20 protein-coding genes and 2 other RNA genes are annotated in these 20354 nt (G+C 38.5%); 7 read left to right on the top strand and 15 right to left on the bottom strand.

Annotated features, from left to right (window positions below; genetic code table 11):
- Window positions 1-10: 10 nt before the first annotated feature.
- The 4 genes from NSS81_RS24930 to NSS81_RS24915 are packed head-to-tail and all read right to left on the bottom strand — an operon-like array spanning window position 11 to window position 2874.
- Window positions 11-1123 (bottom strand): cupin domain-containing protein, encoded by a 1113-nt coding sequence (locus NSS81_RS24930; protein WP_342431294.1) that lies wholly within the window; start codon window positions 1121-1123, stop codon window positions 11-13.
- A 12-nt stretch (window positions 1124-1135) separates the two neighbouring features.
- Window positions 1136-1633 (bottom strand): DinB family protein, encoded by a 498-nt coding sequence (locus tag NSS81_RS24925; RefSeq protein WP_342431293.1) that lies wholly within the window; start codon window positions 1631-1633, stop codon window positions 1136-1138.
- Window positions 1633-2589, bottom strand: coding sequence for a fumarylacetoacetate hydrolase family protein (locus NSS81_RS24920; protein ID WP_342431292.1), 957 nt, complete (start codon window positions 2587-2589; stop codon window positions 1633-1635). Before NSS81_RS24920 ends, NSS81_RS24925 begins: the two co-directional genes overlap by 1 nt.
- Before the next feature lie 30 nt (window positions 2590-2619).
- On the bottom strand, window positions 2620-2874 hold the full coding sequence (locus NSS81_RS24915; RefSeq protein WP_342431291.1) for a YciI family protein: 255 nt from the start codon (window positions 2872-2874) through the stop codon (window positions 2620-2622).
- Between the two features lie 184 nt (window positions 2875-3058).
- Here NSS81_RS24915 and NSS81_RS24910 point away from each other — a divergent pair, with 184 nt between their 5' ends.
- Window positions 3059-3976, top strand: coding sequence for a LysR family transcriptional regulator (locus tag NSS81_RS24910; RefSeq protein ID WP_342431290.1), 918 nt, complete (start codon window positions 3059-3061; stop codon window positions 3974-3976).
- An 884-nt stretch (window positions 3977-4860) separates the two neighbouring features.
- On the opposite strand, the gene NSS81_RS24905 is transcribed toward NSS81_RS24910, so the two are convergent.
- From NSS81_RS24905 to NSS81_RS24895, 3 genes are all read right to left on the bottom strand, one after another.
- Window positions 4861-4995 (bottom strand): hypothetical protein, encoded by a 135-nt coding sequence (locus NSS81_RS24905; protein ID WP_342431289.1) that lies wholly within the window; start codon window positions 4993-4995, stop codon window positions 4861-4863.
- Between the two features lie 95 nt (window positions 4996-5090).
- Window positions 5091-5675 carry a hypothetical protein gene (locus NSS81_RS24900; protein WP_342431288.1) on the bottom strand — a complete coding sequence of 195 codons (585 nt, stop codon included), beginning with the start codon at window positions 5673-5675 and terminating at the stop codon, window positions 5091-5093.
- Window positions 5676-5971: 296 nt separating this feature from the next.
- A complete protein-coding gene (locus NSS81_RS24895) occupies window positions 5972-7330 on the bottom strand; it encodes an MATE family efflux transporter (protein ID WP_342431287.1) in 1359 nt (452 codons plus the stop codon).
- 254 nt (window positions 7331-7584) lie between these two features.
- On the opposite strand from NSS81_RS24895, the gene NSS81_RS24890 reads away from it, so the two are divergent.
- Window positions 7585-8745: a cysteine desulfurase family protein gene (locus tag NSS81_RS24890; protein WP_342431286.1), complete on the top strand. Its 1161-nt coding sequence runs from the start codon at window positions 7585-7587 to the stop codon at window positions 8743-8745.
- Between the two features lie 92 nt (window positions 8746-8837).
- Here the strand turns inward: NSS81_RS24890 and NSS81_RS24885 are convergent, their stop codons facing one another.
- Together NSS81_RS24885 and NSS81_RS24880 are read right to left on the bottom strand one after the other, a co-directional pair.
- On the bottom strand, window positions 8838-9305 hold the full coding sequence (locus tag NSS81_RS24885) for a CBO0543 family protein (protein ID WP_342431285.1): 468 nt from the start codon (window positions 9303-9305) through the stop codon (window positions 8838-8840).
- Window positions 9295-9798, bottom strand: coding sequence for a CBO0543 family protein (locus NSS81_RS24880; RefSeq protein ID WP_342431284.1), 504 nt, complete (start codon window positions 9796-9798; stop codon window positions 9295-9297). Before NSS81_RS24880 ends, NSS81_RS24885 begins: the two co-directional genes overlap by 11 nt.
- A 512-nt stretch (window positions 9799-10310) precedes the next feature.
- On the opposite strand from NSS81_RS24880, the gene NSS81_RS24875 reads away from it, so the two are divergent.
- The 5 genes from NSS81_RS24875 to ffs all read left to right on the top strand — a co-directional run bounded on the left by NSS81_RS24875 (window position 10311) and on the right by ffs (window position 12315).
- Window positions 10311-10514 carry a helix-turn-helix transcriptional regulator gene (locus NSS81_RS24875; protein WP_342431283.1) on the top strand — a complete coding sequence of 68 codons (204 nt, stop codon included), beginning with the start codon at window positions 10311-10313 and terminating at the stop codon, window positions 10512-10514.
- 2 nt (window positions 10515-10516) lie between these two features.
- Window positions 10517-11044, top strand: coding sequence for a hypothetical protein (locus tag NSS81_RS24870; protein ID WP_342431282.1), 528 nt, complete (start codon window positions 10517-10519; stop codon window positions 11042-11044).
- Window positions 11037-11366 carry a hypothetical protein gene (locus NSS81_RS24865; RefSeq protein ID WP_342431281.1) on the top strand — a complete coding sequence of 110 codons (330 nt, stop codon included), beginning with the start codon at window positions 11037-11039 and terminating at the stop codon, window positions 11364-11366. The genes NSS81_RS24870 and NSS81_RS24865 overlap by 8 nt, the downstream gene beginning before the upstream one ends.
- A gap of 205 nt (window positions 11367-11571) precedes the next feature.
- Window positions 11572-11957, top strand: an RNA gene (gene rnpB / locus NSS81_RS24860) — RNase P RNA component class B.
- A 93-nt stretch (window positions 11958-12050) separates the two neighbouring features.
- Window positions 12051-12315: signal recognition particle sRNA large type (gene ffs / locus NSS81_RS24855), an RNA gene on the top strand.
- 367 nt (window positions 12316-12682) lie between these two features.
- Here ffs and sstT read toward each other — a convergent pair.
- The 6 genes from sstT to NSS81_RS24825 all read right to left on the bottom strand — a co-directional run bounded on the left by sstT (window position 12683) and on the right by NSS81_RS24825 (window position 20329).
- Complete coding sequence (sstT, locus tag NSS81_RS24850; RefSeq protein WP_342431280.1) at window positions 12683-13921, bottom strand: serine/threonine transporter SstT; 1239 nt, start codon at window positions 13919-13921, stop codon at window positions 12683-12685.
- A 605-nt stretch (window positions 13922-14526) separates the two neighbouring features.
- Complete coding sequence (rhaD, locus tag NSS81_RS24845) at window positions 14527-15363, bottom strand: rhamnulose-1-phosphate aldolase (protein ID WP_342431279.1); 837 nt, start codon at window positions 15361-15363, stop codon at window positions 14527-14529.
- Between the two features lie 195 nt (window positions 15364-15558).
- Window positions 15559-16326 carry a DeoR/GlpR family DNA-binding transcription regulator gene (locus tag NSS81_RS24840; protein ID WP_342431278.1) on the bottom strand — a complete coding sequence of 256 codons (768 nt, stop codon included), beginning with the start codon at window positions 16324-16326 and terminating at the stop codon, window positions 15559-15561.
- 197 nt (window positions 16327-16523) lie between these two features.
- Window positions 16524-17777, bottom strand: coding sequence for an L-rhamnose isomerase (gene rhaA, locus NSS81_RS24835; RefSeq protein WP_342431277.1), 1254 nt, complete (start codon window positions 17775-17777; stop codon window positions 16524-16526).
- A 21-nt stretch (window positions 17778-17798) separates the two neighbouring features.
- A complete protein-coding gene (gene rhaB / locus NSS81_RS24830) occupies window positions 17799-19217 on the bottom strand; it encodes a rhamnulokinase (RefSeq protein WP_342431276.1) in 1419 nt (472 codons plus the stop codon).
- A 167-nt stretch (window positions 19218-19384) separates the two neighbouring features.
- On the bottom strand, window positions 19385-20329 hold the full coding sequence (locus tag NSS81_RS24825; protein WP_342431275.1) for a discoidin domain-containing protein: 945 nt from the start codon (window positions 20327-20329) through the stop codon (window positions 19385-19387).
- Between the last annotated feature and the right edge of the window lie 25 nt (window positions 20330-20354).

Below are 20354 nucleotides of genomic sequence, written 5' to 3'. Positions count from 1 at the left end.
TGAAAAATGCTTAAACCAATACTGGTTTAAATTCCTTTTTCGTTTCCTGATAACCGTTATTGCTTTCATATGCTTGTTCGCGTTCAAGCTCGAATTTTTCCATAATCGGAAGATCGTTGACAGAGAAAAAGTAGGTTTCCTCTAACGCTACATGCTCATGCACGGCCCAGTTCGGAATAATAAAGTAATCGCCTTTTGACCAATCAAAACGAACACCGTTTATAATGCTGTAACCAGATCCTTTAAATACTTGATAAATCGTTGAATGTGTATGGCGGTGGGCCTTCGAATGGTATCCTTCTGGCAGCTTTTGTATCCAAGCGCCAATATTCGGATTTGCCGTTTGGCCTGTCGATGGATTGATAAACTCAACGGCATAGCCATCGTATGGGTCTGGCTCAAAACGGGATAATCCCTCAATGGCTCTCAATGTTTGATTCCATTTATAAGCACCTAGTGGCGCTGTTTTTGGATGACGATCAGAAATCGGACGAACCATACCGCCCTCATAGCGCTGTGCTGTATAGTTATCAGGTACTTCCGGCAGTTGAATTTTATCTGGATATGATTCAAAGAATGTACCGCCAAGCATATAAACCGTTGGAATATCGAGTACATCCATCCAAATCATTGGTTCCGTTCCTAAATGGCCGTGACCATGCCAAAGGTTTTTAGGTGTAATGACAAAATCGCCTTCCTGCATAAATATCCGTTCGCCTTCTACAATGGAATATGCTCCTTCACCATGTGTGATAAAACGAAGGGCATTTTGGGTATGACGATGGGACGGTGCCACTTCACCCGGCTGAAGCAGCTGGACGGCTGCATAGAGTGTCTGGGAAGTAGAAGCCCATCCCCAGGGCTGGCGATAATCCAAGCCCGGATTTTGAAGATAGATGGCTCTGCGTTCACCACCTCGTTCCGGTGTGAAAATTTGTGCCGCTTCCATTAATTTCTTTTCAAGAAGATCCCATTTCCACAGGTATGCTTGTGCATGCGGCTCTGGCTGATGATGCATCAATTCCGGGATGGCTTCCCAAAGTGGTCCAAGATTGTATTGCCGGATATCTTTGGTAAAGTCCTGTACTAGTTTACTTTTGAAAAAATCCTTTTTTTCTTCCATTCTCGTTCCTCCTTAGCTATTAATTTTAGATAAATTCCGTTCAATTTGACCCAAATGCTTCATTGTATGCTCAACGAGAAGGTGATCGACAATAAAGGAAATCGGCTTCGTTCCAAAGCGCGGATTCCGGCTTGGTGCTTCTAGCGCTAATTTCTCATCGTCTAATTTACTAAGAGTCTGCTCTACCTTTGTTTTCAGATATTCTAATTCACTTAACACAGTGGATAGAGCAGTGCTGTCAACCTTTTCCTTCTTTACAGCCTCCAAGCGCGCTTCCTGCTGAAGACCGCGTCCCCAATCCTTGCCTGGAATTTCTAGAAGAAGTTCTATTTCATCAAGCCAATATGGAACAGCCTCCGCTAAATGGCAAAGAATTTGCATAATCGACCATTCTTCATCAGAAGGATTCCAGCGAAGTACGTTGTCGGATAGTCCTCTTCCTTTTTGAATCACTAGATCAAGCGATTTTTGAATCGTTTGAATCGAATCACTTACTAGTAAACTAGTCATTATCGTTTCACCTCAGCTTCTACTTTGACTGCCGATACCTGGTTTTCTAGTGCACCAATTTGGTCAATTTCGATTTTAACTACGTCGCCATGCTTCAAGAATACTTGAGGGTCGCGGGCAACACCCACTCCTCCAGGTGTTCCTGTTAGAATTACATCTCCCGGCTCAAGTGTCATAAGGTTTGATAAAAATTCAACTAAATATTGTACAGAGAATACTAGATTAGCCGTGTTGGAGCGCTGGCGTTCTTCTCCATTCACCGTCAACACCACTTCTAAACCGGATGGATTTTGAAGTTCGTCTGCAGTGATTAGCCAAGGTCCCATTGGTGCACTGCCTTCAACTGTTTTGCCCTGTAGCCATTGGAGTGTGCGGCGCTGCAGATCACGGTATGTTACGTCATTAACGATGGTATAGCCAGCAACATAATCTAGTGCTTCGGTTTGTGAAACATTTCTTGCCCGTTTGCCAATCACAAAAGCAAACTCTGCTTCATAATCAAGTTGCTCCGAAATGGGGTAAAAAGGAATATCGTCCTGCGGTCCAATAACGGTATTAGCGAATTTAGCAAAAACAACCGGAAATGGCGGAAGTTCTCGCTTCATTTCCAAAATATGTTCCCGGTAATTATGCCCTACACAAATCATTTTTCCTGGTGCAGGTACAGGCGCTTCTACCTTTACTTCATCAAGGGCATATACGAGCTTATAACCAGCATCTTCTCTATAAATCAATGCATAATCGCTAGCTTTTTTAGCTAACTCTAGGCTCTCTTTCCCGCCTTGTAGAAATCCAGTCATGTCAGCGGGAACAAAAGCATCCGCAATTTCACGGGCGCGAATTTTACCTTCATATGTAAGCAATGCTTTATAGGCAGCATGCAGATCTACTACTTCTTTTTGATGGATAGCTCCAATACGTGAAATGCCATTGTGGCGGAATGTGATTAATTTCATTGTTAAACTCCCTTTCTATATAAAAATTTGTCAGTTAGCATTCCATTCTTTTATCGTGTAAACGGATTCATTTTCTTGATTCATAGGGTCGTTTTTTGCAATATTTCTAGCTTCCTCTAAAGAATCAGCCTGCAGCACATAGGCCCCTCCGGTTTGATCTGCAAATCCGCCGGCAGTGAGTAACGTTTGATTTTCACGCAAACCTTGCAAAAATTCACGATGGCCTTGCAGAAAATTTCCAGTGAAAGAAGATTTTCTATCAATCAATACCAAGTATTTCCCCATTTCTTCACCTCAATTTAGAATGATTATAGAATAAGCATATATAAATTTTTTTATATTTGGAAATATCAGAAAACTATCAGGGTAATAAGCTTTTACTTATAACGTTTGTAATTTGTTGAAAACGCTATTATAATAGATTCACAATCTTACTAATTTTCAAACATTTTAAGGAGGTGGATTGGAAATGGATATTCGACCATTGCGGTATTTTATTTCAGTGGCAGAACATTTAAATTTTACGGAGGCTTCAAAGGAATTGTTTGTTGCACAGCCCGCTGTTAGCCAACAGATTGCCCAGTTAGAAAAAAAACTAGGGGTAAAACTTTTCCACCGGGATAAACATTCCGTACGATTAACCAATGCAGGGACTGTTTTTTTGAAAAATGCAAAGGAGATTATTGAGAAGATTGATGAGTCGATTGTAAATGCGCAACAAGCGGAGGAAGGGTTTATTGGTACACTTAATATCGGAATATTAAATATACCAGTGAGAGATTTTTTGCCCCTTTTGATTCGAAAATTTAGACAAAAATATCCAAGAGTGAATATTAGGTTGAACTATCACCACCTTGGAAGAATTATTGAAAAGTTAAAAGCTGATGAGCTAGATATCGCTTTTACACTCTCACCTGGAATGCAAAATATTGGGGGAATAGAATCTAAGACATTATGGTCCCAGCCCCATTCGATCATCCTGCATCAAGACCATCCTCTTGCGAATAGAACGAGTATCAATATTGCGGAATTGGCAGATGAACCTTTTGTCATGGTGGACAGGCAAGAAGCACCCCCAGGCTTTGATTTATTACTGGCTGCCTGTGGTAATCATGGTTTTTCTCCTAATATCGTTAGCACAGCTGCACGGATTGAAGCCGTATTAATGATGGTGGATTCAGATATCGGCATTGCTATCCTTCCGAAATATCTGCAGTTTTTCGCTCCACCTTCACTAAGATTTATTGATATTGAAGGAGATAATCTTAGTATTGATGTAATCACCTCTTGGAAGAAAATAAACAACAATCCTACGCTATCTTTATTTATTGAAGAACTTGAAGTGCTCCACTCAGAATTTTATGAACAAAGCAAGGCTCACTCCTAGCCCAACATTTCCTTTCAAAAATAAACCCCCGCTTCAGTTTAGACGGGGGTTTTTCCCGAGGTTCTCTTGCTGGGTTTTGTCCATTAAAAGAGCTATTAAAGACATTTCACCGATTCCTTGTTGGCTTTTGTCTTCAAGAGAACTTATTAAAGACATTCCATCGGTTTCCTTTTTGGCTTTTGTCTTTAAGAGAGCTTATTAAAGACATTCCATCGGATTCCTATTTGGCTTTTGTCTTTAAGAGAGCTTATTAAAGACATTCCATCGGATTCCTTTTTGGCTTTTGTCTTTAAGAGAGCTTATTAAAGACATTCCATCGGATTCCTTTTTGGCTTTTGTCTTTAAGAGAGCTTATTAAAGACATTCCATCGGTTTCCTTGTTGGCTTTTGTCTTCAAGAGAGCTTATTAAAGACATTCCATCGGTTTCCTTTTTGGCTTTTGTCTTTAAGAGAGCTTATTAAAGACATTCCATCGGTTTCCTTGTTGGCTTTTGTCTTTAGGAGAGCTTATTAAAGACATTCCATCGGTTTCCTTTTTGGCTTTTGTCTTTAAGAGAGCTTATTAAAGACATTCCATCGGTTTCCTTGTTGGCTTTTGTCTTTAAGAAAGCTTATTAAAGACATTCCATCGGTTTCCTTGTTGGCTTTTGTCTTTAAGAGAGCTTATTAAAGACATTCCATCGGTTTCCTTGTTGGCTTTTGTCTTCAAGTGAGCTTATTAAAGACATTCCATCGGTTTCCTTGTTTGGTTTAGTCTTTAAGAGTGCTCCTTAAAGACATTCCACTGGGATTCTTCCCGTGTTTTGTCCATTAGAGCATTATAGTAGCATCAAAAAAACGCCAAGACTAATAAGTTTGGCGTTTTTACGTTTTATTACCAATCACTATTTCATTTTTACAGGTGTGATCACCGCAAATGAATTTTGAGTTGGGTCCGTTACATTGACCTCAATGATTTTATATCCATTTCCGCCAAAAGCAAGCTCAGTTTTAGTTGTTAAGATTGGTTTGATATTCATCTTTTCATTCTTCCTTCCGCAATAAAAATACTCACAGAAACTAATATATGAAGAAGGTGAATAAATGTGCATCATTTTTTCATGATATCTGATATTTATTTTGATACATTCGATGAAGTTATTTCCTCTATTATGAATCCCGAGAAGGCTTTGCAATAATGGAATACTGCATCAACAACAACATCCGAAGCATATTCCATATAGGATTCCATAGGTTTTTGGTTATCAGGGTGCAGGAATGTTCCGATAAAATCAATCATAAGATCGTTAACTAGTTTGCTATTGAAATAAACCATTTCCGCATGGTCCACTTGTTCTTCAATAGTTGAACCTTTGTAAACAAGTTCCTTAAACCGAGGCATATTCTCAGTTAAGAAATTAGATTCCTTGACTTGTCTAGGAACTTCCACCATGACCTTATGAAAACTTTCTTGGGAAGAAAACTTTTCCTCCTCAATACATTGCTTTAAAAAAGCTTTTGCACGATTTGTGTTTTCAAAAAGAAAGGTCACGTTTCTTAACAGCGACTCCAAATAGATTTCTTTTGAACCCGCACTTTGCCTGATTTGCAATAATGCTTTACTAAACCCTTTTTGAAGCTCATCTTTTTGCCAATGTGGCTGGTTCATCACTGCACGTAAAATACCTGCTGTTTGTTTAGCTATCAATTCTTTAGACAATATTTCCCTCTCCCAATAGCTTATTTATATCTTAAGAATACCACGTTTTTTCTATTCGATAAATATAACCAAATCATGCCCGCATTTTTTACATTTTACTACTAATTATAATTATAACTCATAATTCATATGGCATAAACATGATAACAACGGTTTTTAATAACGGATCACACTATCCCAAAATACTATTTACATCTACGTATTAAAAAAATGGCACCTTCCTAGGTGGGAGGCACCATCTTACTAGCTATGCGGTCAGTCCCCTTGCGTGTAAAAGCTCTAGGTTACTGGGGCTCTCACCCTAATCTAGGTTCTACACCCTTTTTCTTTAACCATGCTTGTGAAACCCAGCGTTTTAGTGCAAAGATTCCTCTAACCCATTCATCAAGTCCTTGGGCTAACCAAATTCCTAATAATCCTAAACCAAGTGTAATCCCAAAAAAGTAGCTAAATACGACGGCAACTCCCCACATACAGATAATTCCGATGATAACGGGGAAGCGAACATCGCCAACTGATTTTAACGAACCCATAAGGACTATATTCATGGCACGGCCTGGTTCAATAAATACAATCGCCCATAAAACTGGAAGACCGATAGCGATGATGATTGGATCGTTAGTAAACACTGCTAATACTGGCTCACCAGTTAAAGCAATAGCAAGAGAAACAACCGTTGATACAATCATCGAAATTTTCAAAGTCTTAATTCCCCTTTTGAGAGCTCTGTCATAATGCTTCGCTCCGATATAGCGAGCGATTAAAAGCTGAGTCCCTTGGGCAATGGCGAACGTAAATAGGAAACAAACCATGGATATATTGAGAATATAGACTCGAGCAGCTAACGCTCCATCCCCGATTACTGCCACAAAACTTGTAATTACTACTTGTGAAAGTTGGTAGGAAATATTTTCACCAGCCGAAGGAATCCCGATGGTAAGAATATCTTTAACATCTGTTTTATCAATAATAAATAAGTCTTTTATAGAAAACTTTAAATCTAGTACTTTATACACAAAATAAAAGAGAGCAAAAATTAAAAAGATCCTAGCAGCAATAATCGAATAGGAAACCCCTGCAACACCTGTTATTGGGAGGCCGAACCAGCCTTTAATGGCAATAAAATATCCGATAAGACTAATAATATTCATGAAGACAGTTACAACCATTGTTTCCTTTGTGTGTCCATAGCTGCGCAAGATGGCACTAAGAGCTAAAGAGATCGCTTCAAGGATAAGCGAGAAACCTGTGATAGTAAGGAAAGTATGAGCAAATTCATAAATTTCACCGCTAAGCCCGTAAAATTTTAAAAACACTCCGCCAAACAGAATGACAACGATGGTCATGAAGATTCCAACCCAGAAGTTCACTCCAAAGGCAGATCTTGTAAGCCTGCGTGCTCGATCTAAGCGGTTTGCTCCCAAATTTTGACCGATCAGAATGGTCGTTCCGATTACGGTAACGTTAAAGATTAAAATAAATATATTTATAATTTGATTGGCTACCCCAACCCCTGCAACCGCGTTATCTGAATATCCACTTAATATTAATGTAGCAAAAATCCCCAAACTCATATGAAGCGTTATTTCGATGAAAAGCGGCCATGTAATGCTAAACAGTGATTGATCCTGGTATTTATTGTTTTCTAGATTCAATTTTTCTCCTTCTTTACCCTTTACTAAAAATCATATGAAATCTATTTTAACCATAATTCATCTAAATTGGAATATGAGATTTTTTACGGTTAAATATATTTTTTTCCTACATATTTTTTAAAAAATATTGCGTGGGCTATAAAGCTACAAATTGTTAATTTGTCATTTTACTAACTATGTTTTTAATTGTTACAATAATAGAGACTAAGTATCAAAAGAACGAGTTTTCTATTCATTAGGAAGTGAGAATCCAAATGCCCGAAATTTATTTAGATAATTGCGCAACGACTAAACCATACCCAGATGTAACGAAGAAAGTGGTGAAAATGCTTACGGAGGTATACGGCAATCCTTCATCATTATACCGTCTAGGCAAGGAAAGTAAGTTGGAGCTTAATCATGCACGTCAAATCATTGCAGATTCGCTTGAAGCAGAATTTGATGAAATCTATTTTACTTCAGGTGGTACCGAGTCTGACAATCTTGCTATCAAGGGAGCATGCTTGGCTAATTCCAAATATGGTAATCATATCGTTACCACAGTTGCTGAACACGCTGCTGTTACAAAAACAATCAGGGATTTTAAAAAACAGGGATGGACTGTGAGCTATATTTCCGCACCTAATGGCGTACTAGACTTGGAAGAATTGGAACATGCGATTAATGACAAGACTGTCCTTGTAAGTGTGATGTTGGTTAATAATGAAATTGGTTGTATTTTCCAGATAAACGAGATTAAACAAATCATTAGAAAAAAACAATCCCCCGCCCTATTACATTGTGATGCGGTACAGGGCTATGGAAAGCTCTCCTTCACTGCAGCGAGCATTGGAGCCGACCTAATTAGTATAAGTGCCCATAAAATACATGGTCCCAAAGGGATTGGTGCACTGTACGTGAAAAAGGGTACAAAAATGTTTTCAAGTGTTCTAGGCGGTGGACAGGAAAACGGTTTGCGCTCGGGAACAGAAAACACTGCTTTTATTAGTGCTTTTGGTGAAGCGGTACGAATTACCTTTGCCAATATGCAAGAGGATATTTTGCATATGAAAGAGCTTCGGGATTATTGTATCGATGAGATAGTCCAACTAGTACCAAAAGCCTTGTTAAATTCCAATAAGCAAGGAGCACCACATATTGTAAATTTCTCGCTACCCGGTCTTCATAATATAAAAGTGGTAGAATTCCTTGATTCCAGGGATATATTTATTTCCAGTGCAGCAGCTTGTAAATCTAAATCAGCGATTTCCCGCGGTCCTTCTGTGCTCGAATCACTTGGAATTAACCGTGCTCTAGCTGACAGTGCACTGCGTGTAAGTTTCTCCTACCATAATACTAAAAGTGATATTGATACCCTTCTACAATCCCTTGTTGAGTATTGTCGTATACAAAATGTTGAGCTTTTTAAAAAATAAGGTACCATTCTCAGTGAATGGTACCTTGTTACGTTATATTGGAATCATATTTTCTAATAGTGTTGAATACTTTATTCCCAATGGACCAAGGACTACACTCTCCCCTTTGCGAAAAACCAGACACAAAATAAACGCGTTATATAAAAAGATAGGCAGATTGTAATCCAGCTTGTATACCATTCCCAGTGTATGAAATTGATGAGATCGGTGTGTTTTTCAATGATGACTTCAACAGCAGTTAAAACAGAAACAACTCCACTATAATATCCAATTTGAAAAACTGGATTTCGACCATTAGGGTACCATACATTAAAGGCAGCACAAACTACCGGAAAAGCAAAATATTCATACGTGAAGCTCGTCCGATTAACCGATGCAAAAAGCCGAATAGGATATTCAAGCAACCCTAACTCTACGACTACTAGACCAAATAGAATGGTGATTACCTGTTTGAACAAAAAAGCAACAACGGCAAGGCGAATTTTATTTTTCGGAATGAACAAAAGAATGCCTGTTGCCAATGCGTAAACAGATATCAAGATCCACCATTCAATTCTCATTCGTCTTCCACCGTTCCGCTTGAAACAAGGCTTTGTCTTTAAAGAACCAATTACAGCAAACTTGAGTTACGAAAAAGAGAAACCCAATGTAAATCCACATTCCATACCAGGGCGATTTTTCATAGTTTAACAAATCAGTATTTCTCTCGATAACAATGTCAAATAACGTGCCCGCAGATATCCATATTAAAAAGTAAGTGATTCTGGGCAATAGACTGCTATTTGCCTTCTTTCGGACGTAAAAGATGGAAAATAAAACAGGATAAAAAAAATAATTGATGGTAAGGGGGAGATCTGTCGCTTTTGGCAACTCCCGTACTGGAGCACTTAGCAAGCCATATTTAAAAGCAAACATATCACAAAGCCAAATGATTGCTTGAAACATTAATAATGCCAATAAACCGTTACGTCGGTCTTTAAGTGGAATAAACAGAATAAAGGCAACAATGCCGATCGGCCACATTGCTATCAGGATCAAACGCTCTATCAGCATGTTTCAGTACTCCCATCCCGATAAAATTATTATGTATTATAGTATTTTCCATTTTCCCCCATCATATTCGGCAATGTCTGGTAGCAAAAAACCTGAACACTACTTTTGGTTTCTTTATCTTTGAGTTTTCTATAAATTTTTTCCACATCGTCTTTTATCATTCTTATGAACGACATTTCCACTTCCCTTTGATAGGGTTTTGTCGTTCATCACTCTTATGAACAACATATCCGCTTCCGCCTGACTCGGTTTTGTCGTTCATCACCCTTTTGAACGACTTTTCCACTTCCCTCCGACCTGTTTTTGTTGTACATCACCCTTTTGAACGACATTTCCATTCCCATCTGACTGGGTTTTGTTGTTCATCACTCTTCTGAATTAAAAAAGTGAATGCCCATCCAATTGTAGTTTTGATAAAAATGCCAGAACTCTTGACATCTTCAAATTAACGAGATATATTTATAACATAAAGAGCGAAATACATAACATTTTTAAAAGGAAGGTGGTTACATGTGCTAAAAACTAAACTAAGAGAATATCGGGCTAAACACAATATGAATCAGGAAACTTTAGCTGGTTTAGTGGGTGTCAGAAGAGAAACAATTGGACACCTAGAACGTGGAAATTATAGTCCGTCGCTTAAATTAGCATGGGACATTTCCAAAATTTTTAACGTTACCATTGAAGAACTTTTTGAATATGTAGAGGAGGAATAGAAATGGATGAAAGAAGTCAAAAGTTTATTGCTAGGGGAATGGCAATAACGCTAGGCCTTGTGTATCTGTACCTACTTGTTTCGGGTATTTGGAAGTATGTCAGTACTAAGGATATTACAAATAGCACCTGGGAAATCATCCTAATTGTAATGATTCCTGCATCAATTGGATGGTTTGCACGTAAAGATGAAAGCCTGATGATACCAAAAATGGTAACAGGAGAACAAATACCGACAGGCTCTGATGACCAGTCTAAGAAAAGAAGGAAAAGATATTACTTTTGGGATTCACTTGGTTTAGCAACTGTGTTTCTGATTCTCACAATCATTGGTACGTTCCTCATTGAAAAGGATTGGCAGAATCTTCTTTTGTTCCCGCAATGGAGTGTAATGACAAACATTTTTGTTACACTATCCATGGAATTTATTATCAGTATTATTGTGTTTTATGCTATCAGTTACCTATGGGATGAATGGAATATTAAAAGATACAATCAAAAACTAGATGATTTGGAGAATAAATATGAATAAATATGAAGAGAAATTAATGGAATTAACCTCAAAGGATGCAACTATTTATGACCTTATTCAAGAAGAAATCCAAAGCCCCAAGATTCAAATACTAGACTTTCTATTAGAAGGATTATTGAAGGGCAGAAAAGCATTAATGGCATTGAAGACAGGAAATTCCTATTACCTCGTTATCAATAAGGATAAATCTGAACTCGTGCAAATCGAGCGTGATCTTACTGTATTACACAAAGATGTGACCAGAGCTGTACAAGCCGCAGCAAATAAAAAGTCCTTTGAATTTGAGGGTAAGAGATACAAGCTCCATCGGAAGATTAGATAACCACGTCAAATGTAAAAATTCAATCTTTGCCACTAGAAGGTATTTAGACATCATTATGATTATTAAGATGCACTATTACAATTTAAAAAGTAATCTGGATTTAACCAAACCCTAAATATCCCATCTATGGAGTCAGTCTCCTAATGACCATATCTTTTCTTTTATGTTATATTGATTAACGTAGTCGATGAGCAAAGAAACATGAAATGGTGAGTAATCGCGGCTCATGTTTACATGAGTTGAGGAAAGTCCAGGCTCGCCCGGTGCTGAGATGCCCGGAGTGTTCGTGCCATCTGCAAAGGTGGGCAGCAGATTTCATTCTGCTGACGGCGGAGAAATCATGCTAAGTCCTTAACGGATATGCTGAGAGTAACCTGAAAGTGCCACAGTGACGAGTTCTTTTGGAAACAGAAGAAATGGAACGGGTAAACCCCACGAGCGAGCAACCCAAACTATGGTAGGGGCACCATCCTGCGGGAATCATGAACCAAATGGATGGATCGGTCTTCTTGACTGATAGTCATATGATTACACCTGTTGTGCCAGATTGGCATCGCTTGAGCACGCAGGAACAGAACCTGGCTTACAGCCATTTCATGCGCCGTATTCATCAACTGTTCGGGATTTTCCCTTTAATTTTTCCATTACTAATATAAACATAAGCAAGAGTCTAGCCTATACATACCGTGCTAGACGGGGAGTTGGCGGTCCCTTAACCCGCAGGTCCGCCATAGCGGGGTTGAAATCCTACCTGAGGTTGGATGAAGCAAGGTCTGCCTTGTGAAAATAGTGTTGATAACTTGGTCCTACGCAATGGAAACCTATGAATCGGGTCAGGTCCGGAAGGAAGCAGCCTTAAGTAGTCCTTTCTATGTGCCGTAGGGTTACCGAGTTTGAGCTATTTTTTACAAGTAACGCTTGATTATTTCAATCAATGGTAGGTGCACGGTGATTTTATTAATTCTACAGCGAAATTTTATACATAAAAAAGTACCTTCCTTTTAGGAATGGTACCTTCTTTGAGTTATAAATATCAGGTAACCTCTCACATCTAAATCAATTTTACAAATAGTATAATGCTGTTGTACCTGGCACAGATTCAAAAAACCGCGTCTCTACTAATGTAGAAACGTATTTTTTTCAATAAAAAGATACTACCTTAATTACTATTTATCGGATTCGAATGAATTCACAAGAAGCCACTTCATAGCTTCGAAAATTTGCGCTACCGCAGCCCCTTCTGTAAGACGGTATCCTACCGTCCTTACAAAAGGGATTATTTTATTAGCTGTATTTATTATATTAAAAGCCGCTTGTTAAGCTACTTTTTTGATATTTATTTTTTCTCCTTCTTTAAGGCGCTTCTTATATTCAGCTGTTGCTGTAAAGAGGACGTCAGTTGATGAGTTAAGTGCCGTTTCAAAGGAGTCTTGTAAAACACCAATGATAAAGCCAACTCCAACCACCTGCATCGCAACATCATTGGAGATTCCGAATAAGCTACAAGCTAATGGAATCAATAAGAGTGATCCACCTGCAACCCCTGAAGCACCACAAGCACATATAGCTGCCACTACGCTAAGGAGGATTGCTGTAGGGATGTCCACTGGAATATTAAGTGTATGAACTGCGGCAAGGGTCAAAACAGAAATAGTAACTGCAGCACCAGCCATATTGACAGTTGCTCCTAATGGAATCGATACCGAATACGTATCTTTATCTAAACCAAGTTTTTCACATAATTTCATATTTACAGGAATGTTTGCAGCCGAGCTGCGTGTAAAGAATGCGGTAATACCACTTTCCCTTATACACGTGAATACTAGTGGATAGGGGTTCTGGCGTACGTATGCATAAACAATGATTGGGTTAACAACAAGTGCGACAAAGAGCATACATCCAATCAAAATGGCAAGTAATTTTCCATAACTTAGTAGTGACTCAATCCCATTTGTTGTAATAGATTCAATCACGAGACCCATAATTCCAAATGGGGCAAACTTGATTACCCATGTAACAATTTTGCTTATGGCATCTGAAAAATTAGAGATTACTGTTTTTGTCGAATCAGGGGCATTTCTTAAAGCCAAACCAAGTATGATTGCCCAAGCTAAAATTCCGATGTAATTCGCATTATAAATGGCTTTAACAGGGTTATCGACAACGTTCAACAATAATGTTTTGAGAACCTCTACCACACCACCTGGAGCCGCCAAATCCTCAGCACCCTTTGTTAGGGTTATACTGACAGGAAAAGCAAAACTTACAATCACAGCGATTAATCCAGCTAGAAAAGTTCCCAAAAGGTATAAATAGATAATTGATTTCATATTTGTTTGTTTACCGCTTTGATGTTGGGCGATGGCCGACATAACCAAGAAGAGAACCAATACTGGTGCTATCCCCTTTAAAGCACCTACAAACAAGGAGCCTAAAATGACAATAGGTTTTGCTACTGCTGGAATCGTTACAGCCAGGATAATACCAATAATCAAACCAAGTGCAATTTGTTTTACCAGACTTATTTGATTCCATTTTTTCAATAATTTTTTCATAGATGCTCCCCCGCTTGTAAAAGATAATCTTTCCCTACACTACTAACTTTCCGTGTGCCACCAACACCTATGTATCTCTCTTATTTTTTATAAAATATCGAAATCCTTTCTATTTAACTCTGAATTGTAATAAGTAGAATTATAGCGAATATTAGGATATGTTACAATAGTATTATTATTCGGAATAATTATTGTGAGTTTAAAAACACTTGTCTGTTATATAACAAAAATTGAAAAACAATACTATTAGTATAACAATCTCATTATTGTTATACTACAACTCATAATTGTTATTTTCAACAAAACAGTGAACATTTGTATTTCACAAAAATACATAATAAAAACGAGTCGACAACATTAATTTCTACGGTTTTACTTTTACATGAAAAGTAATACTCATAAGTGTGTCTGGTGGAGTCATATTTATATTAGGAGTGATTATTGTTTTGCTGTCAGCTTTTACCTATGTTGTTCTGCTACTTCAAGAAAAAACGACTCCAGGAAGAGAGCTTTTGACATTGCCAAGATTCCTAAACAAGATTTTCTTATATTATGCCAATACAGTTTAAATAATTTTACTTCTTCCCCACAAAAATGTCCCTTCATTAAAGTTTCAAGATTCCTTTACGGGGAACTACATGCCATGCATCAGCAAGATCTTGCAGCTGCTTGTCAGTGATGGTTTGTTTTTTGCCGCCTTGGGCACATACAATGGTATAAACTTCAGCAGCTTTTTCTGCTGTTTCAATCAGCCCAAACGTTTCATCAATTGTGGTTCCAGCACCAAACACCCCATGATGTGGCCACAATACAATACGGACGTCCTTCATTCTTTCTGCCGTTGCTTTACCAATTTCATTTGTACCAGGGGTGATCCATGGAACTACACCTACACCTTCAGGGAAAACAACGATACATTCTGTACACATTTCCCATAGTGTTTTTGTAAAATCTTCTTCCATTAAGCTGTGTGTAAATGTCATCGCTATAAGATTTGTCGCATGGCAGTGCATAATAACACGATGGTTTTTATCTACTGACAAGCGCTGCATATGATTCATTAAGTGTGTAGGAAGCTCACTTGTAGCAACACCGCCATCTTCAAATCCCCAAAGGATTTCGTAGCTTTTTCCATCTTCTGCAATACGAATGATCCCTAAGTTTCTTACTGGATTCTTTTCTACGTTTTTAAAATATTTACCAGAGCCTGTCACAATAAAATATTTGCCTGCAAGATCGGAAGCATCAAAGTTCATTGGTACTGTTCTTATAACATAGTCTACATCCACGTATGGAAGAACCTCATATTCATGTAATAAATAACTGATATTCCCGCCATTTCGTTCAGCCCAGCCTAGACGGTATAGGTTAGCGGCAGTTTCCATCATTTCTTGTAAAAACGGAGCAGTATATATTGAATTTCGGGTTATTGTCATATTCATGTTTATTTCTCTCCTTTTGAGAAAAGTTCTTTTCTTTATGTCTACATGATAACCCTATCTCTAACTAAAATAAACATAAAAACAGATATGTAGTTTTGTTTATTTTTGATTAGTTGCGATTTTCGTCACAATTTAAGTTTGATTCCTTTTATTTTTAACAAACAAAAAACACACCCAATTCAGTCTGCAAGGTTTCTATACAATGGATGCTATGTCTAAATTAATTTGTTTCTCTTCCAACTGTTTTCTTGTGTCTTCACCAATGTTTGAATCTGTAATTATCCGATTGATTTTAGCAAGAGGTTCTATTTGTGAAAAGGCCCTTGTACCAAATTTACTAGAGTCCACCATTAGGATTGTCTCATCGGTTATCTCCATCATTTGCTTCTTTACTAACGCTTGTGATTCGTTAGAGTCACTCAGCCCTTTTTCAATATGAATTCCCTTACAGGAGAGAAATACTTTGTTCACGTGATACAACCCCAGGGATCGTTCTGCCAGAGGCCCCACAAAGGAAAGCGACTGCGATAATAACGTTCCCCCAGTGGATATCACTTTAATTTGTTCTTTTTTACTCAACTCAATGGCAACTTTTATCGAGTTTGTCAACACGGTTAAAGGCATGTCAGACAGCTCCTTCGCCACATACCAGGCAGTAGTGCTCGCATCCAAGACAATTTTGTCACCGGGCTCAATTAACCCAACAGCCACTGAAGCAATAGCTTTTTTTTCAGTTGCATTGGTGATTTCTCTTTCTAAATATGAGGTTTCTGCTTGGTCCTTCCCAATACTGACAGCGCCGCCATGACTTCGCATTAATAGATTCTCTTTTTCAAGCTTCTCTAAGTCACGACGTATCGTTTCCTCTGTTACGGAGAAAATTTTGCTCAGTTCGGAGACCCGAATACTCAACCGTTCATTTACTAATTCAACAATCTTTTTTTGTCTTTCTGCCACAAGCATTTGAAAATCCCCTTTCAGAATCCACTACCCATTATGTTTATTTATATTTATTTAGGTTTATTTATATTTACTTTTTCGTCTGTTTCCAATATAAATATAACACAATTTTTGAAAAACAAACATATTCCATAAAAAAAGGCAGACTCTTAAGGAACACTTTCATGTCCTTTCTGAAGTCTGCCTTTGCTTATTTCACTTTATCGTTTTGATAAAACCTCTTGTTCATATGCCTTTACTTCTTCTAACCAAGATTCTCTTACTGGAACACCCATTTTTTCGCAATAGTAATCCCATGCGGCCCCAAATGGGTAGGTTTTGAATTCTTCCATTAAGGCTAATCTTTCGGTAAAGTTGCCTTCTTCTTGAAGTTGCTTTAAGTGTTCATTTGGCACCAGCATCGCATAAAGCAGGGCTTTAATTATGTTTCTTGTTCCAATTGTCCAGGCTGCCACACGGTTGATGCTGGCATCAAAGAAATCAAGGCCAATGATGACACGATCAAGCGCATCATTGCGGACGATCTCATGTGCAATTTCTCTCAATTCATCATCGAGAATGACGACATGGTCACTATCCCAACGAACCGGTCTCGAAACATGCAGGGCAACCTTGTCGCTAAACAGCAGCATGGAAGATATTTTATTCGAAACCGTTTCTGTTGGATGATAGTGGCCCGTATCAAGCAAGCACAATTTGTTATTTTTCATCGCATAGTTTAAATAGAATTCATGAGAACCAACCACATATGCTTCGGAGCCAATACCGAATAGTTTGCTTTCCACTGCATCCAGATTATATTTATCGTCAATTTCCACGGCAAATATCTTATCCAATGATTCCTTTAATCTTTTTCTGGGAGTTAAGCGGTCACTTGGAATATCCTTATAGCCATCTGGTATCCAAATGTTCGTTAACGCAGGTGTTCCTAGCTCCTTTCCAAAGTATTCGCCAATTTTACGGCTGCCGATGCAGTGATTAATCCAGAATTCCCGAATCTCTTCGTTTGGATGGGAAAGTGTCAAACCATCGGCTGCTTTTGGATGAGAGAATAGGGTTGGATTGTAATCTAACCCTAGTCCATGTTCCTTTGCCCATTTTACCCAATTTTCAAAATTCTTCGGTTCCAGTTGATCTCTTTCGACCACTTCTCCATTTGTTTCTGCATAAATGGCATGAAGGTTAACACGGTGCTTGCCTGGAATTAATGAAAGTGCTTTTTCTAAGTCGCTTCTTAACTCTTCAGGAGTGCTGGCTTTTCCAGGATAGTTACCGGTTACGTCAATACCGCCAGATAATTTGTTTTGGTTTACTTCAAATCCCCCAATATCATCACCTTGCCAGCAATGAATCGAAATAGGGATATTTTTTAGTTTTTCCAACACTCCATCAACGTCGACTCCCCATTTGGCATAAGCTTGTTTGGCAAGTTCATAGTTTTCTTTAATGGACAATTTCCTTCTTCCTTTCTATATTTAACTGACTACTTTATGGGATGGTGTATATTTTTTTACTTCAAATGAATGGTTGATAATGGCGCGTGCTTCCTTTACATCCTTTATTTCCCCCAGAGCCATTAATTGAGCCGCAATGTTGCCGATTGCGGTCGCCTCAACAGGTCCCGCATATACCTCTTTATGGGTTACATCTGCGATAAGCTGGTTCAATATTTCGTTTTGGCAGCCGCCGCCGATGACATTGATTTTTTCAAATTTCTTTTCAAAAATTTCTTCGATTTGGCTAATGGCTTCCTGATAGCTTACTGCCAAACTATCAAATACACATTTGGCTACCTCACCAGGAGTACTTGGGACTGGCTGTCCCGTTTGGATACAATAATTCTGAATAGCTTCTATCATATGATCCGGTTTTAGGAACCGGTCATCATTCACATTCACAATGGCTTTGAAATCCTTTGCTTCCTTGGCTAATTCCACCAGCCTGGCAAACGAATATTCATCATTGTACATACGCTTCACTTCCTGAATCATCCAAAGGCCCATGATATTCTTTAGGAAGCGGTATTGGTAATCGATTCCGCCTTCATTCGTAAAATTGTATTCCAATGCCTTGGTCACACAAATGGGAAAATAGTTTTCTGTTCCAATTAAGGACCAAGTACCGGAGCTGATATAGATGGTTTCATCCTGCTCCGGGACCGCAATAACGGCGGAACCCGTATCATGGGTGGCTGGCAGGATAACCTCCAGATTAAACCCCAGTTCGGAGACGAGCTCTTCCCTTAACGTGCCAAGAACCGTTCTTGGTGTTTTTATCTCATGGAACATTTCTTTGTTGATTCCAAGGATATCTAATAATGGCCGATCCCACTTTTTCGTAAAAGCATTCACCAGTTGTGTGGAAGTGGCATTTGTATACTCGTTTGCTTTCTTTCCCGTTAATAAGAAATTGAAGTAGTCAGGGATCATCAGGAACGATTTGGCTTTTTTAAAAATGTCCGGATTGTTCTTTTTAATAGAATAAAGTTGATAGATGGTATTAAATTTTTGGAACTGAATACCTGTTTCGAGATAAAGTCTTTCCTTGGAAAACAGCTTGAAGACTTCTTCCATCATCCCATCGGTCCGTGGGTCGCGATAGGCCACTGCTTCTGTTAAGGGCTGGTCGTTTTCGTCCAAGAGCACAAAGTCAACAGCCCAGGTATCAATCCCGATGCTGTCAGGCTTAATGCCCTGTTCCCTGCATTTCTTTAGTCCATTGATGATTTCTTGAAACAGCTTATCGGCCTCCCAGCAAAAGAAGTTACCTTTTTTGACAATTTTGTTTTCGAACCGGTGAATCTCCTCTAGCTTTAAAAATTCATTTTCGAGGTATCCGAGAATAAGGCGGCCGCTGGAAGCGCCGATATCAACGGCTATACTGTATTTTGTCATACGCATCACCTTCCCATTTGAAACGCTTACTGAAAACTCTATTTTTCTAGGAAATTACGTTTCTCCTATATCCTGAGCTGACAAGTTTATTGTCCTTATTTGAGCATAATAATCTCAAAAAATCCTAACTCAGTGAGGTACACTGAGTTAGGAATTACCCGGAAAATTTAATTTTCTTCACCCTTAAGAATTAAAATTAGTTTTTGAACATCTTGAAGTAACACATCTTTTGCTTCTGGTGTCACGTATTCTTTCAAAGACTCATTACTGATGTGTTTTATAAAATTACTGAGATGATGGATCTCTTGATCAAGATGACCTTTCTCTTTATGATGCAATGCTTGCTGTAATGAATTCCTAAGCTGTGGAACTAACGGTCCTTTTACCATCTTTGAATTTTCATAGTTGCTTAGAAGTTGTTGGGTATGTTCAATTGTCGGATGAATGGTAATAGAAATTGCTTCAGATTTTACCTCTTTTTCATCAAGGACAACAGTAGCCCATACATCAAATGAACGTACATCTTTAACATAATCAGCAATTATTATTTTCCCGTCTTTACTAAACGAGACTACTTCCGGCTGACTTGATTCAAATTTGACTGTTGCGTTGGAAAGATCAGCTTCTTTCTTATCCGTCATTACACCAGTTAGTGATAAGGAAACATGCTCTTCTGGCAGGACAGTCTGTGAAGCAGCCTTTAACGTTACTTTATCCAGCTCAAATTTTGTTCCATATATCCTAAACTCATGAAAACTAACCCATCCACCTGTATAGCCATGTGCTCCTGTGGCAGTAAGCTTTACATAGCGTGCATTGACCGTTGGGAATTCATCTTTCAAGAATGATGCCCCATCTGTATTACCCGTACGATCAACCACAAAGGTATAATCCTTCCCGTCTAAAGAGGTTTCGACTTTATACTGATAAGCACGATTCTGATAAGGTGTCAGACCCACTTCGTTAATTGAATACACATCTTCCAAATCAACTATTACTGTTTGCGGCATGCCTTCTGCCGCCCAGCGTGTATTTGGATTTCCATCAACAATTCCTGGTACTTCATTCCCGCCTTCCTCTTTCGTTGCGGTCACAGTTTTTTTATAAGCCACATTACGAATATCTACAGCGAAAATC

Origin of the sequence: Neobacillus sp. FSL H8-0543, from assembly GCF_038592905.1 — a bacterium.
Lineage (GTDB): Bacteria > Bacillota > Bacilli > Bacillales > Cytobacillaceae > Neobacillus.
The sequence above is the reverse complement of the archived record's forward strand: the minus strand, read 5'-3'. Positions and strand labels throughout refer to the sequence as shown.